13 protein-coding genes are annotated in these 13,936 nt (G+C 73.4%); 12 read left to right on the top strand and 1 reads right to left on the bottom strand.

Annotation, left to right across the window (positions count from 1 at the left end):
* Window positions 1–30: 30 nt before the first annotated feature.
* The 8 genes from ABZ564_RS21005 to ABZ564_RS20970 all read left to right on the top strand — a co-directional run bounded on the left by ABZ564_RS21005 (window position 31) and on the right by ABZ564_RS20970 (window position 8,623).
* Entirely contained in the window at window positions 31–1,140 is a 1,110-nt protein-coding gene (locus tag ABZ564_RS21005; RefSeq protein ID WP_360858445.1) for a quinone-dependent dihydroorotate dehydrogenase, read from the top strand.
* A complete protein-coding gene (pyrF, locus tag ABZ564_RS21000) occupies window positions 1,137–1,976 on the top strand; it encodes an orotidine-5'-phosphate decarboxylase (RefSeq protein ID WP_360858442.1) in 840 nt (279 codons plus the stop codon). Before ABZ564_RS21005 ends, pyrF begins: the two co-directional genes overlap by 4 nt.
* A gap of 246 nt (window positions 1,977–2,222) precedes the next feature.
* Window positions 2,223–2,546, top strand: a complete 324-nt coding sequence (locus ABZ564_RS20995) for an integration host factor (protein WP_018524251.1) — start codon at window positions 2,223–2,225, stop codon at window positions 2,544–2,546.
* A 38-nt stretch (window positions 2,547–2,584) separates the two neighbouring features.
* A complete protein-coding gene (gene gmk, locus ABZ564_RS20990) occupies window positions 2,585–3,202 on the top strand; it encodes a guanylate kinase (protein WP_360858439.1) in 618 nt (205 codons plus the stop codon).
* Between the two features lie 83 nt (window positions 3,203–3,285).
* Window positions 3,286–3,558 carry a DNA-directed RNA polymerase subunit omega gene (rpoZ, locus tag ABZ564_RS20985; protein WP_003970369.1) on the top strand — a complete coding sequence of 91 codons (273 nt, stop codon included), beginning with the start codon at window positions 3,286–3,288 and terminating at the stop codon, window positions 3,556–3,558.
* A gap of 146 nt (window positions 3,559–3,704) precedes the next feature.
* Window positions 3,705–4,907, top strand: a complete 1,203-nt coding sequence (gene coaBC / locus ABZ564_RS20980) for a bifunctional phosphopantothenoylcysteine decarboxylase/phosphopantothenate--cysteine ligase CoaBC (RefSeq protein WP_360858436.1) — start codon at window positions 3,705–3,707, stop codon at window positions 4,905–4,907.
* Window positions 4,908–5,146: 239 nt separating this feature from the next.
* Complete coding sequence (gene metK, locus ABZ564_RS20975; protein WP_360858433.1) at window positions 5,147–6,355, top strand: methionine adenosyltransferase; 1,209 nt, start codon at window positions 5,147–5,149, stop codon at window positions 6,353–6,355.
* A 129-nt stretch (window positions 6,356–6,484) separates the two neighbouring features.
* Window positions 6,485–8,623 (top strand): primosomal protein N', encoded by a 2,139-nt coding sequence (locus tag ABZ564_RS20970; RefSeq protein WP_360858430.1) that lies wholly within the window; start codon window positions 6,485–6,487, stop codon window positions 8,621–8,623.
* Window positions 8,624–8,767: 144 nt separating this feature from the next.
* On the opposite strand, the gene ABZ564_RS20965 is transcribed toward ABZ564_RS20970, so the two are convergent.
* Window positions 8,768–9,247, bottom strand: a complete 480-nt coding sequence (locus ABZ564_RS20965; protein ID WP_360858427.1) for a hypothetical protein — start codon at window positions 9,245–9,247, stop codon at window positions 8,768–8,770.
* A gap of 243 nt (window positions 9,248–9,490) precedes the next feature.
* Between ABZ564_RS20965 and fmt the strand changes: the two genes are divergently transcribed.
* The 4 genes from fmt to ABZ564_RS20945 all read left to right on the top strand — a co-directional run bounded on the left by fmt (window position 9,491) and on the right by ABZ564_RS20945 (window position 13,892).
* Complete coding sequence (gene fmt / locus ABZ564_RS20960; protein ID WP_360858421.1) at window positions 9,491–10,423, top strand: methionyl-tRNA formyltransferase; 933 nt, start codon at window positions 9,491–9,493, stop codon at window positions 10,421–10,423.
* A gap of 66 nt (window positions 10,424–10,489) precedes the next feature.
* On the top strand, window positions 10,490–11,923 hold the full coding sequence (locus tag ABZ564_RS20955) for a transcription antitermination factor NusB (RefSeq protein ID WP_360858418.1): 1,434 nt from the start codon (window positions 10,490–10,492) through the stop codon (window positions 11,921–11,923).
* Window positions 11,924–12,038: 115 nt separating this feature from the next.
* Window positions 12,039–12,722 carry a ribulose-phosphate 3-epimerase gene (rpe, locus tag ABZ564_RS20950; RefSeq protein WP_360858415.1) on the top strand — a complete coding sequence of 228 codons (684 nt, stop codon included), beginning with the start codon at window positions 12,039–12,041 and terminating at the stop codon, window positions 12,720–12,722.
* Between the two features lie 153 nt (window positions 12,723–12,875).
* A complete protein-coding gene (locus ABZ564_RS20945) occupies window positions 12,876–13,892 on the top strand; it encodes a sugar-binding domain-containing protein (RefSeq protein ID WP_360858591.1) in 1,017 nt (338 codons plus the stop codon).
* The last annotated feature ends 44 nt before the right edge of the window (window positions 13,893–13,936 follow it).

The following is a 13,936-nucleotide window of genomic DNA, read 5'->3' as shown; positions in this document are numbered from 1 at the left end:
CGGTGTCCCCCTCTTCATGAGGACACCGTGATGTACAAGTTCTTCTTCCAGCTGGTCTTCAAGCGCATGGACCCCGAGCAGGCCCACCACCTGGCCTTCCGCTGGATCCGCCTCGCCGCCCGCGTCCCCGTGCTGCGCACCTTCCTGGCCGCCGCCCTCGCCCCCCGGTACAAGGAGCTGCGCACCGAGGCCCTGGGCCTGCGGATGCACGGCCCCTTCGGCCTCGCCGCAGGCTTCGACAAGAACGCCGTCGCGATCGACGGCATGGCGATGCTCGGCTTCGACCACGTCGAGATCGGCACCGTGACCGGCGAGCCGCAGCCGGGCAACCCGAAGAAGCGGCTGTTCCGCCTGGTGGCGGACCGGGCGCTCATCAACCGCATGGGCTTCAACAACGAGGGCTCGGCCGCCGTCGCCGCCCGGCTGGCCGCCCGCAACCCGGTCTTCCGCACCACCGTCGGCGTCAACATCGGCAAGACCAAGGTCGTCCCCGAGGCCGACGCCGCCGCCGACTACGTGAAGTCCACCGAGCGCCTCGCCGCCCACGCCGACTACCTCGTCGTCAACGTCTCCTCGCCCAACACCCCCGGCCTGCGCAACCTCCAGGCCACCGAGTCGCTGCGCCCGCTGCTCACCGCCGTGCGCGAGGCGGCCGACCGGACCGTCACCCACCGCCGTGTCCCGCTGCTCGTCAAGATCGCCCCGGACCTCGCGGACGAGGACGTCGACGCCGTCGCCGACCTCGCCGTCGAACTGGGCCTGGACGGCATCATCGCCACCAACACCACCATCGCCCGGGACGGGCTGGGCCTGAAGTCCCCGGCGGCCCTGGTGAAGGAGACCGGCGGCCTGTCCGGCGCCCCCCTCAAGGAACGCTCCCTGGAGGTCCTGAGCCGCCTCTACCGGCGTGTGGGGGACCGGATCACCCTGGTGGGCGTCGGCGGCATCGAGAACGCCGAGGACGCCTGGCAGCGCATCCTCGCCGGCGCCACCCTCGTCCAGGGCTACAGCGCCTTCATCTACGAGGGCCCGTTCTACGCCCGCGCCATCCACAAGGGCCTGGCCGCGCGCCTGGCCGCCTCCCCGTACGCCACGCTCGCCGACGCCGTCGGCGCGGAAACCCGGAAGGCAGTGAAATGACCCTGGAACCCTTCGGCGCCCGGCTGCGCCACGCCATGGACACCCGAGGCCCGCTCTGCGTCGGCATCGACCCGCACGCCTCGCTGCTCACCGCCTGGGGGCTGAGCGACGACATCGCGGGCCTGGAGCGGTTCACCCGTACGGTCGTCGAGGCGCTGGCCGACCGGGTCGCCGTGCTCAAGCCGCAGTCCGCGTTCTTCGAGCGGTTCGGCTCGCGCGGCATCGCCGTCCTGGAGAAGGCCGTCGAGGAGGCGCGCGCGGCCGGCGCCCTGGTCCTGATGGACGCCAAGCGCGGCGACATCGGCTCCACCATGGGCGCCTACGCGGCAACCTACCTGGACAAGGACTCGCCGCTGTTCTCGGACGCGGTCACGGTCTCGCCGTACCTCGGCTTCGGCTCGCTGCGGCCCGCGCTCGACGCGGCGGCGGTCTCCGGCGCCGGCGTCTTCGTCCTCGCGCTGACCTCCAACCCGGAGGGCGCCGAGGTGCAGCGCGCCACGGCCGCCGACGGCCGGCCGCTGGCGCAGCTGATGCTCGACCACATGGCCGCCGAGAACGCGGGCGCCGCCCCGCTCGGCTCGGTCGGCGCGGTCGTCGGGGCCACGCTCGGCGACGCGGGCGTGGACCTCGCGATCAACGGTCCGCTGCTCGCCCCGGGCATCGGCGCGCAGGGGGCGACCCCGGCGGACCTGCCGGGCGTCTTCGGCGCCGCGGTGCGTAATGTGGTGCCCAGCGTCAGCCGGGGCGTGCTGCGTCACGGGCCGGACGTACCGGGGCTGCGCGGGGCCGCGGAACGGTTCGCGGACGAGGTCCGCGCGGCCGTGTCGGACCGGTGACGCGGCGTGTTCACCGTGCGTTGACGGAAGTCTGACCAAAAAAAGTAGGTCGTTATGTCGGAAAAGTCCTGGTCGGCAGAGGCTGACCAGGACTTTTCGTCTGTTCTCGCTGACTCCGGCGGCCTTGGCCGCTAGTCTCCGTCGAGAGCCGACGAGCACGGGATGTTCGCGGCTCAGCAGGTGAGGGGCGATCCCGCCGCCTCACCGGTCCGTATCCGACAGATCGACATCCGAGGTGACGTAGGCGTGGCTCTTCCGCCCCTTACCCCTGAACAGCGCGCAGCCGCGCTCGAAAAGGCCGCCGCGGCTCGCCGGGAGCGGGCCGAGGTCAAGAATCGACTCAAGCACTCCGGCGCCTCCCTCCACGAGGTCATCAAGTCGGGCCAGGAGAACGACGTCATCGGCAAGATGAAGGTCTCCGCCCTGCTGGAGTCCCTGCCCGGCGTGGGCAAGGTCCGTGCCAAGCAGATCATGGAGCGGCTCGGCATCTCCGAGAGCCGTCGCGTGCGGGGTCTTGGCTCCAACCAGATCGCATCCCTGGAGCGTGAGTTCGGCGGCAGTGCCGCCTGACGTTCTCAGGCACCCCTGAGAACCTGGATAATCGCTTCATGGCTGCAACATCCCGGGGGACGTCCCCCGTACCCCCGGACGTACGTCCGCGGCTGACCGTGCTCTCCGGCCCCTCGGGGGTCGGCAAGAGCACGGTCGTCGCGCATATGCGCAAGGTCCACCCCGAGGTGTGGCTCTCGGTGTCGGCGACGACCCGCAAGCCCCGCCCGGGCGAACGCAACGGCGTCCACTACTTCTTCGTGGACGACGAGGAGTTCGACAAGCTCATCGCCAACGGCGAGCTGCTGGAGTGGGCCGAGTTCGCCGGCAACCGCTACGGCACTCCGCGCCGCGCCGTGCAGGAGCGGCTGGAGGCGGGGGAGCCGGTGCTCCTGGAGATCGACCTCCAGGGGGCCCGGCTGGTCCGCCAGTCGATGGCCGACGCCCAGCTGGTCTTCCTCGCCCCGCCGAGCTGGGAGGAGCTGGTGCGCCGGCTCACCGGCCGGGGGACCGAGGCGCCGGAGGTGATCGAACGCCGGCTCGGCGCCGCCAAGGTCGAACTGGCCGCCGAGGCGGAGTTCGATACGACGCTCGTCAACACCTCCGTCGAGGACGTGGCACGTGAGCTGCTAGCCTTGATGCTGGAGGCTTCCGGCCACCGCGCCGGCGGCGAGTGACCCACCGGCAACGGCGGCTCCGGTAACAGAGCCCCTGACTGTCAAAGATTTCTTTGATCTTCATCCCCTTCGGAAGGCAGAGCGTGTCCTCTTCCATCACCACGCCCGAGGGCATCATCAACCCGCCGATTGATGAGCTCCTCGAAGCAACCGACTCGAAGTACAGCCTCGTGATCTACGCCGCCAAGCGCGCGCGCCAGATCAACGCGTACTACTCGCAGCTCGGTGAGGGCCTCCTCGAGTACGTCGGTCCGCTCGTCGACACCCACGTGCACGAGAAGCCGCTCTCGATCGCGCTCCGCGAGATCAACGCGGGCCTGCTCACGTCCGAGGCCATCGAGGGCCCCGCGCAGTAAGCAGCGACGACGCACCTTCATCCCGGGCCCGGCGGCATCCCCGCCGGGCCCGAGGTGTGTCCGGGCCGCCCGACCGACGCCCGCAGCCGTGAGGCAGCATGGAGACGTACGTACGCAGGGTGCGTGACCGAGTGCGGGGAGACGCAGTGGACAAGCCGAAGGTCGTTCTGGGGGTCAGCGGCGGCATCGCCGCGTACAAGGCGTGCGAGCTGCTGCGCCGGCTGACCGAGTCCGGCCACGACGTACGGGTCGTCCCCACCGCGTCCGCCCTGCACTTCGTCGGCGCGGCCACCTGGTCGGCGCTCTCCGGCCACCCGGTCTCCACCGAGGTCTGGAACGACGTCCACGAGGTGCCCCACGTACGGATCGGGCAGCACGCCGACCTCGTCGTCGTCGCCCCGGCCACCGCCGACATGCTGGCCAAGGCCGCCCACGGCCTCGCCGACGACCTGCTCACCAACACCCTGCTCACCGCCCGCTGCCCGGTCGTCTTCGCACCGGCCATGCACACCGAGATGTGGGAGCACCCCGCCACCCAGGAGAACGTCGCGACCCTGCGCCGCCGGGGCGCCGTCGTCATCGAGCCCGCCGTCGGCCGTCTCACCGGCGTCGACACCGGCAAGGGCCGGCTCCCCGACCCGGGCGAGATCTTCGAGGTCTGCCGCCGGGTCCTCGCCCGCGGCACCGCCGCCCCCGACCTGGCGGGCCGGCACGTGGTGATCAGCGCCGGCGGTACGAGGGAACCCCTCGACCCCGTCCGCTACCTCGGCAACCGCTCCTCCGGCAAGCAGGGCTACGCACTCGCCCGCACCGCCGTCGCCCGCGGCGCCCGGGTCACCCTCGTCGAGGCCAACACCGGACTGCCCGACCCCTCCGGCGCCGATGTCGTGCACACCGGCACGGCGACGCAGCTGCGCGAGGCCGTGCTGAAGGCGGCCCGGGACGCCGATGTCGTGGTCATGGCGGCCGCGGTCGCCGACTTCCGGCCCGCCCAGTACGTCACCGGCAAGATCAAGAAGAAGGACGGCCAGGAGCCCGCCCCCCTCGTCCTCGTCCGCAATCCGGACATCCTCGCCGAGGTCTCCGCCGAACGCGCCACGCCCGGGCAGATCGTCGTCGGATTCGCCGCCGAGACCGACGACGTACTGGCCAACGGCCGCGAGAAGCTGCGCCGCAAGGGCTGCGACCTGTTGGTGGTCAACGAGGTGGGGGAGCGAAAGACCTTCGGCTCGGAGGAGAACGAGGCCGTGGTGCTCGCCGCCGACGGAACGGAGACGCCGGTGCCCCACGGGCCCAAGGAGGCGCTCGCCGACACGGTCTGGGACCTCGTTTCGGCCCGCCTCGGATGAATTTCCGGGGACACGCCGGGGCGGTCAGGATCCGTGCGAAACGGCCCGGGCCCGTACCGGCAGCGGGTTTCCGGGGCGTTTCGGGCCTGGTGGAACGCGTCACAGGAGGGCCAAAGGGCGAGACACGTTGTCCGGCGGCCGGGCCCGACCGATAAACTGCTCCTGGACCGTGCCGGGCGCAGCTCCCGGACCGTCCGGCCAATGATCAGCCAGCAGCCGCTGCAACCCCAGGGAGCGATGTGTCCCGCCGTCTCTTCACCTCGGAGTCCGTGACCGAGGGCCACCCCGACAAGATCGCCGACCAGATCAGCGACACCATTCTCGACGCGCTCCTGCGCGAGGACCCGTCCTCCCGCGTCGCCGTCGAGACCCTGATCACCACCGGTCTGGTGCATGTCGCGGGTGAGGTTACGACCAAGGCCTACGCCGACATTCCGACGCTGGTCCGCAACAAGGTCCTGGAGATCGGCTACGACTCCTCGAAGAAGGGCTTCGACGGCGCCTCCTGCGGCGTCTCGGTGTCCATCGGTGCGCAGTCCCCGGACATCGCGCAGGGCGTCGACACCGCGTACGAGAAGCGGGTCGAGGGGGACGAGGACGAGCTCGACAAGCAGGGCGCCGGTGACCAGGGCCTGATGTTCGGCTACGCCTGCGACGAGACCCCCGAGCTGATGCCGCTGCCGATCTTCCTCGCGCACCGGCTCTCGCGCCGGCTGTCCGAGGTCCGCAAGAACGGGACCATCCCGTACCTGCGCCCCGACGGCAAGACCCAGGTCACCATCGAGTACGACGGCGACAAGGCCGTCCGGCTCGACACGGTCGTCATCTCCTCGCAGCACGCCAGCGACATCGACCTCGACTCGCTGCTCGCACCCGACATCCGCGAGTTCGTCGTCGAGCACGTCCTGTCGCAGCTCATCGAGGACGGCATCAAGCTCGACACCGAGGGTTACCGCCTCCTGGTCAACCCGACCGGCCGCTTCGAGATCGGCGGCCCGATGGGCGACGCCGGCCTCACCGGCCGCAAGATCATCATCGACACCTACGGCGGCATGGCCCGTCACGGTGGCGGCGCCTTCTCCGGCAAGGACCCCTCGAAGGTGGACCGCTCGGCCGCCTACGCCATGCGCTGGGTCGCCAAGAACGTCGTCGCCGCCGGCCTCGCGGCCCGCTGCGAGGTCCAGGTCGCGTACGCGATCGGCAAGGCCGAGCCGGTGGGTCTCTTCGTGGAGACCTTCGGCACCGCCGCGGTCGACACCGAGAAGATCGAGCACGCCATCGGCGAGGTCTTCGACCTGCGCCCGGCCGCGATCATCCGCGACCTCGACCTGCTGCGCCCGATCTACGCCCAGACCGCCGCGTACGGTCACTTCGGCCGCGAGCTGCCCGACTTCACGTGGGAGCGCACCGACCGGGTGGACGCGCTGCGCGCCGCCGCCGGCCTGTAAGGGACGGCCCAGACCGTTTTCCGCCGGAGCCCGGACGCCGTCACGGTGTCCGGGCTCCGGCGTTTCGCGGCCCGGGAGACGAGGGAAGGGCGGGCGCCGTTGTCCGAGGCGTCTGGTAGGGATGGAGCTGTGAGCAGCGAGAACGAGCGACCCGACCGGTCCGGGGCGCCGGAACAGCTTGCGCTGATCCGGGAGACCGTGCGCCGGGCCGACGTGCCGCGAGCCAAGCCGCGCACCTGGCGCGGGGCCGCCCTCGCCAGGGAACTGCCCGTCGCCCGCGTCCTCGTCAACAAGGGGGCGCTCCACCTCGACCAGTACTTCGACTACGCCGTCCCCGAGGAGCTGGACGCCGACGCACAGCCCGGGGTGCGGGTACGGGTCCGGTTCGGGGCCGGGGGCCGCAACGTGCGCGGCGGCCGGCGCGAGGGCGGCGGGCTCGTCGACGGCTTCCTCGTCGAGCGGCTGGCCGAGTCCGACTACAACGGGGCGCTCGCCGCGCTCGCCTCCGTCGTCTCCCCGGAGCCGGTCCTCGGCCCGGACCTCCTCGCCCTCGCCCGCGCCGTCGCCGACCGGTACGCGGGCAGCCTCGCCGACGTCCTCCAGCTCGCCGTCCCCCCGAGGAACGCCCAGGCCGAGTCCAAGCCGTCCCCCGCGCCCCTGCCCGCCCCCGAGCGGCCCGCTCCCGGCAGCTGGGAACGGTACGAGCAGGGACCGGCGTTCCTGTCCGCGCTGGCCACCGGAGGAGCCCCCAGGGCCGTGTGGACCGCGCTGCCCGGCCCGCACTGGCCGGCCGAGATCGCCACGGCCGTCGCCGCGACCCTGTCCTCCGGACGCGGAGCCCTCGTCGTCGTCCCCGACGGACGGGCCGCCGCCCGGGTCGATGCCGCGCTCACCGCCCTGCTCGGCCCGGGCCGGCACGCGCTGCTCACCGCCGGCTCCGGACCCGGCAGGCGCTACCGGGAATGGCTCGCAGTGCGGCGCGGGTCCGTCCGGGCGGTGGTGGGGACCAGGGCCGCGATGTTCGCCCCCGTCACCGACCTCGGGCTCGTCGTCGTCTGGGACGACGGCGACTCCAGCCACAGCGACGACCACGCCCCCTTCCCCCACGTCCGCGAGGTCCTGGAGCTGCGGGCCACGCACGACCGGTGCGCCTTCCTGCTCGGCTCCCTCAGCTGCACCGTGGAGGCCGCACAGCTCGTCGAGAGCGGCTGGGCGCTGCCGCTGCGCGCCGGCCGGGAGCAGCTGAGGGCCGCGGCGCCCGTCATCCGCACCGTGGGCGACGGCGAGCTCGCACGGGACGGGGCGGCCCGGGCCGCCCGGCTGCCCAGCCTCGCCTGGCAGACCGTCCGGGACGGGCTGCGCACCGGTCCGGTGCTGGTCCAGGTGCCCCGCCGGGGCTACGCCCCCCGGCTCGCCTGCGAGCACTGCCGGGAACCCGCCCGGTGCCGGCAGTGCGCGGGGTCGCTGGAGGCACCCGACCAGCAGGACCTGAACTGCGCCTGGTGCGGACGGGCCGAGACCTCCTGGCACTGCGTGGCCTGCGGCGGCCGGCGGCTGCGCGCCCGGATCGTCGGCGCCCGGCGCACGGCGGAGGAGCTGGGCCGGGCGTTCCCGGCCGTGCCGGTGCGGACGTCCGGGCGCGACCATGTGCTGGACGCGGTGCCGGACCAGCCCGCGCTCGTCGTCAGCACCCCGGGCGCCGAACCGGTCGCCGAGGGGGGGTACGCGGCGGCGCTGCTGCTGGACGGCTGGGCGATGGTCGGCCGGCCCGACCTGCGCGCCGGCGAGGAGGCGCTGCGCCGCTGGACGTCTGCCGCCGCGCTGGTCCGGGGGCGGCCCGACGGCGGCACGGTGGTCGTCGTCGCCGAGCCGACGCTGCGGCCGGTGCAGGCCCTGGTCCGCTGGGACCCGGTCGGGCACGCCCGGCGGGAGCTGGCGGAGCGGGCCGAGCTGGGCTTTCCGCCGGTGTCCCGGATGGCGTCGGTGACGGGGGCACCGGAGGCGCTGGCCGGGTTCCTGGCGGCGGCGCGGTTGCCGGCGGACGCGGAGGTGCTGGGTCCGGTCCCGGTGCCGGCGGCTGAGCCGGGGCGGCCGCGCCGGCCCTTCGAGGCGCCGGCGGGGGAGACCTGGGAGCGGGCGCTGGTCCGGGTGCCGCCGGGGAGCGGGGCGGCGCTGGCGGCCGCGTTGAAGGCTGCGCGCTTGGCGCGGGGCACGCCGGGGGGCGGGGGAGCGGTGCGGGTGCGGGTGGACCCGGTGGACATCGGCTGAGGGCGTCACCGGGCGCGGGTGCGTCCCGCGTGGCGTTCTGTCCTCAAGCGCCGGACGGGCCGGATGCGGTGCGGGCGCGTGTGCCGGGTGCGGGTGTGGCCCGCCCCGGCGTATGAGGCGCGGGGCGGCCCACTCACCCGTACCTCAGCCGTTGCGGGGGCCCGGGAAAGGGTTGGGGCGGTCCGTCGGGGGCTGGGGGGAGCGGGCGGCCGGTACGGCGGGTCCACGTTGGGGCACGACCTCCGTGGCGGCCTCGGCCGCCGTCGGCTGCGGGGTGGCCCGCCGGGCCCCGTAACGACGGTGCACGGCCTGCTTGGTGACCCCGAGCGCGGAGCCCACCGCGTCCCAGGAGAAGCCCAGCGAACGGTCGAAGTCCACGGCCGCCGTGACCAGGGTCTCGACGCTGTCCCGCAGTTCCTGGGCCAGTCTGACCGTGGGGGCCGGGGCCCTGCCGTAGACGACGAAGCCCGCGGACGGGCCGGAGCGGCGCGGACGGTAGACGTTGCCCAGTTGGGCGGTGAGCGTGCGCAGTGCGTCCACCTGCCGCCGGACCCGCTCGATGTCCCGCACCAGGAGATGCAGGCTGGCCCGCGCTTGGGCGTCGTGGGTTGCGTGGTCGGCCATGAAGAAGCCTCTCGAACCGGCGTTGAAAGGGATCGGGCCGCACCAGGGCGGCTCGCTTCGGTCAATCTCTCTTGACCAACGCCGCACCCGGGGATCTGGTCACGCTCGGGGGGCGTATGAGCACATGCGAGGGGCGCGCAACTGCGCGTACGCCCCCCGGCTCCCGGCCCCATAGACTTGTGCGTCGCTCGTCACCGTAACGTTTCGGCCTGAGAGTCCGGCCTGAGAGGCAGTCAGCCACCCATGAAGCTCGTCTTCGCCGGCACCCCCGAGGTAGCCGTTCCCGCCCTGGACGCCCTGATCGCCTCCGGCCGCCATGAGGTGGCCGCCGTCGTGACCAGGCCCGACGCGCCCGCCGGGCGTGGCCGGAGGCTGGTGGCCAGCCCGGTCGCCCAGCGTGCCGAGGAGGCCGGGATCGAGGTGCTGAAGCCCGCCAGGCCCCGGGACGAGGACTTCCTCGCGCGGCTGCGGGAGATCGCGCCGGACTGCTGCCCCGTCGTCGCCTACGGCGCGCTGCTGCCCAAGGCGGCGCTCGACGTCCCGGCCCGCGGCTGGGTCAACCTGCACTTCTCGCTGCTGCCCGCCTGGCGCGGCGCGGCCCCGGTGCAGCATGCGGTCATGGCCGGCGACGAGGTGACGGGAGCCTCCACCTTCCTCATCGAGGAGGGGCTCGACTCCGGGCCGGTCTACGGCGTCCTCACCGAGGAGGTCCGCCCGGCCGACACCAGCGGCGATCTGCTGACCCGGCTGGCCTTCGCCGGTGCGGGGCTGCTCGCCGCGACCATGGACGGCATCGAGGACGGCACCCTGCACGCCGTGCCGCAGCCCGCCGACGGGGTCACCCTCGCCCCCAAGCTCACCGTCGAGGACGCCCAGGTCCAGTGGTCCGCGCCCGCCCTGCGCGTCGACCGCGTCGTCCGCGCCTGCACCCCCGCCCCCGGCGCCTGGACCCTGTTCCGGGGCGAGCGCCTGAAGCTGGTCCAGGTCACCCCCGCCGTGGACCGGTCCGAGCTCGCGCCCGGTGAGCTGTCGGTGGGCAAGAACAACGTGTTCGTGGGCACCGGGTCGCACGCGGTCGAGCTGCTCTGGGTGCAGCCGCAGGGCAAGAAGCCGATGCGCGCCGCGGACTGGGCTCGCGGCGTCCGTATCGTCCCCGGCGAGCTGGTCGGGAACTGAGGCCCCCGGGACGGGGACGTAGGCTGGGAGGGTTCGTCCTCTCACCTCCAGCGGAGCACCTTTCACGTGAACGACCAGCCGAGTCGCCGTCCCGCCAAGCCGCACCGCCGCCCCAGGAAGGACCCGGTCCGCTTCCTCGCCTTCGAGGTCCTGCGGGCCGTCGACGAGCGCGACGCGTACGCGAACCTCGTCCTGCCGCCGCTGCTGAAGAAGGCCCGCGCCAAGGGCGACTTCGACCACCGGGACGCGGCCCTGGCGACCGAGCTGGTCTACGGGACGCTGCGCCGCCAGGGCACCTACGACGCGATCGTCGCCGCCTGCATCGACCGGCCGCTGCGCGAGGTCGACCCGCCGGTCCTGGACGTCCTGAACCTGGGCGTGCACCAGCTGCTCGGCACCCGTATCCCGACCCACGCGGCGGTCTCCGCGAGCGTGGAACTGGCCCGGGTGGTGCTGGGCGAGGGGCGCGCCAAGTTCGTCAACGCCGTGCTGCGCAAGGTGTCCGCCGACGATCTCGACGGCTGGGTGGCGAAGGTGGCCCCCTCCTACGAGGACGACGCCGAGGACCACCTCGCGGTCGTCCACTCACACCCGCGCTGGGTCGTCTCGGCCCTCTGGGACGCGCTCGGCGGGGGCCGCGCCGGCATCGAGGACCTGCTCGAAGCGGACAACGAGCGGCCCGAGGTCACCCTCGTCGCCCGCCCCGGCCGCTCCACCACCGACGAACTCGTCGGTGAACTCGGTGAGGAGAACGCCCTGCCCGGCCGCTGGTCGCCCTACGCCGTGCGGATGACCGAGGGCGGCGAGCCCGGCGCCCTGACCGCCGTGCGCGAGGGCCGCGCCGGGGTCCAGGACGAAGGCAGCCAGCTCGTCGCGGCGGCTCTCGCCAACGCCCCGCTGGAGGGCGGCGACACCCGCTGGCTGGACGGCTGCGCGGGCCCAGGCGGGAAGGCCGCCCTGCTCGCCGCCCTCGCCGCCGGCCGCGGCGCCGCCCTGCTCGCCGCCGAGAAGCAGCCGCACCGCGCCCGCCTCGTGGAACGCGCGCTGGCAGGCAACCCCGGTCCGTACCAGGTGGTCACCGCCGACGGCACCCGCCCGCCGTGGCAGCCCGGCGCCTTCGACCGCGTCCTCATGGACGTGCCCTGCTCCGGTCTCGGTGCGCTGCGCCGCCGTCCCGAGGCCCGCTGGCGCCGCCGCAAGGAGGACCTGGAGGGCTTCGCGCCCCTCCAGCGCGGCCTGCTGCGCGAGGCGCTGAAGGCCGTACGCGTCGGCGGTGTCGTCGGGTACGCGACCTGCTCGCCGCACCTCGCGGAGACCCGGGTCGTGGTGGAGGACGTCCTCAAAGGACGCGGCGGGGCGCCCGTCGAGGCCGAGTGGGTCGACGCCCGCCCGCTGATGCCCGGGGTCCCCGCCCTGGGCGACGGACCCGACGTCCAGCTCTGGCCGCATCTGCACGGCACCGACGCCATGTACCTCGCCCTGCTCCGCCGTACCGGCTGATCGCAGGCTCCCGCACCGCGGCGAAACGCCGGGATCGCGCGAACCGTAATGATCCCGTGAGGCTTTGGAGCGCACCGAGGCGGGGAAGTGACGCAGAACATGGCAGGCTTGGCCCATGGCCCAGATCAACCCGAGTATTCTCTCCGCCGACTTCGCGCGCCTCGCCGAGGAGGCGAAGGCCGTCGAAGGCGCCGACTGGCTCCATGTCGATGTCATGGACAACCACTTCGTGCCCAATCTGACCCTCGGCGTTCCGATCGTGGAATCGCTCAGCAGGGCCACGGACACGCCGCTGGACTGCCATCTGATGATCGAGGACGCGGACCGCTGGGCGCCGAGTTACGTCGAGGCGGGGGCCGGGTCGGTCACGTTCCACGCCGAGGCCGCGGCGGCCCCCGTACGGCTGGCCCGGGAGATCCGCGCCAAGGGGGCCCGCGCGTCCATGGCGCTCAAGCCGGCGACGCCCATCGAGCCGTACGAGGACCTGCTCCCCGAGCTCGACATGCTGCTGATCATGACGGTGGAGCCGGGCTTCGGCGGCCAGGCGTTCCTGGACATCATGCTGCCGAAGATCCGCCGCACCCGTGAGCTGATCTCCAAGCACGGCCTCGACCTGTGGCTCCAGGTCGACGGCGGGGTCTCCGAATCCACCATCGAGCGGTGCGCCGAGGCGGGCGCCGACGTCTTCGTCGCGGGCTCCGCCGTGTACGGCGCCGAGGACCCGGCCGCCGCGGTGCGTGCCCTGCGCGCCAGGGCCGACGGGGCCATCGGCTCGGCCGGCTGGGCCTGCGCGCACTGAGGCCGCGACGGCACGGGCGCGTGCGAGCGGGGGTCGTCCGGGCCAAGGGCAGATGAACGGGGTCCGACGGGGCCGGTCAGGGGTCGCCGTATCTGACAGGATGAACGGCGTATCAAGAGCGTGAACAGCAGTGAGGAGAACGCGGTGTCTGCAATGTCGGCGGGCCGGTCCGCCCTGCGGATGGGGCCCGCGGAGCTGGTGCAGGCGGCGGCCATGGCCCGCCGCTTCTACCTCGAGGGCAAGTCCAAGATCCAGATCGCCGAGGAGTTCGGCGTCAGTCGTTTCAAGGTGGCCCGGGTCCTGGAGACCGCCCTGGAGCGTGACCTCGTACGGATCGAGATCCGGGTCCCGGCGGAGCTGGACGCCGAGCGTTCCGACGCGCTCCGCGCCCGCTACGGCCTGCGCCACGCGGTCGTCGTCGAGTCCCCGGCGGAGGAGCAGGACGACGCGGCGGACCCGGAGAACCTCGGCGAGGTCGCGGCCGACCTGCTCGGCGAACTGGTGACCGAGGGCGATGTGCTCGGGCTCGCCTGGGGCCGCTCCACCATCCACATGGCCGCCGCCCTCGACCGGCTGCCCCCGTGCACGGTCGTGCAGCTCACCGGGGTGTACGACGCGGGCACCGCCGAGCGCGGTTCGGTGGAGGCCGTGCGCCGGGCCGCCCAGGTCTCCGGCGGGGAGGCCCACCCGATCTACGCGCCGATGCTGCTGCCGGACCCGGCGACGGCCGCCGCGCTGCGCCACCAGACGGGGATCGCCCGCGCCTTCGAGTACTTCGACAAGGTGACGGTCGCCGCCGTCTCCATCGGCTCCTGGGAGCCGGGGATCTCGACCGTGCACGACATGCTCTCCGACGAGGAGCGCCGGCACTACGCCTCGCTCGGCGTCGCCGCGGAGATGTCGGCCCACCTGTTCGACGCGGAGGGCCGCCGGGTCGGCCGGGACCTCGGCGAGCGGTGCATCACCGTCGAGGCGGACCGGCTGCGCCGGATTCCCGAGGTGGTGGCGATCGCGGGCGGGCAGCGCAAGGCCGCCGCGATCGGCGCGGTGCTGCGGTCCGGCCTGGTCACCAGCCTGGTCACGGACACGGCCGCGGCCGACTACCTGCTGACGGAGTCGGTGGCCCCGCGTCGGCCGGCCCTGGAGCGCGCCGACCCGGACGGCGACTGACCGTCGGGTGTACGGGAGAGGGGCGAGCGGTCACCGACCGCTCG

Origin of the sequence: Streptomyces sp. NPDC019224 (assembly GCF_040632605.1) — a bacterium.
Taxonomy (GTDB): domain Bacteria; phylum Actinomycetota; class Actinomycetes; order Streptomycetales; family Streptomycetaceae; genus Streptomyces.
The sequence above is the reverse complement of the archived record's forward strand: the minus strand, read 5'-3'. Positions and strand labels throughout refer to the sequence as shown.

Bases quoted from the DNA above. Each gene is read 5' to 3' on its own strand.
- ABZ564_RS21005 (WP_360858445.1), top strand. From the start codon at position 31: ATGTACAAGTTCTTCTTCCAGCTGGTCTTCAAGCGCATGGACCCCGAG.
- pyrF (WP_360858442.1), top strand. From the start codon at position 1,137: ATGACCCTGGAACCCTTCGGCGCCCGGCTGCGCCACGCCATGGACACC.
- gmk (WP_360858439.1), top strand. From the start codon at position 2,585: ATGGCTGCAACATCCCGGGGGACGTCCCCCGTACCCCCGGACGTACGT.
- ABZ564_RS20965 (WP_360858427.1), bottom strand. From the start codon at position 9,247: ATGGCCGACCACGCAACCCACGACGCCCAAGCGCGGGCCAGCCTGCAT.
- fmt (WP_360858421.1), top strand. From the start codon at position 9,491: ATGAAGCTCGTCTTCGCCGGCACCCCCGAGGTAGCCGTTCCCGCCCTG.
- rpe (WP_360858415.1), top strand. From the start codon at position 12,039: ATGGCCCAGATCAACCCGAGTATTCTCTCCGCCGACTTCGCGCGCCTC.
- ABZ564_RS20945 (WP_360858591.1), top strand. From the start codon at position 12,876: ATGTCGGCGGGCCGGTCCGCCCTGCGGATGGGGCCCGCGGAGCTGGTG.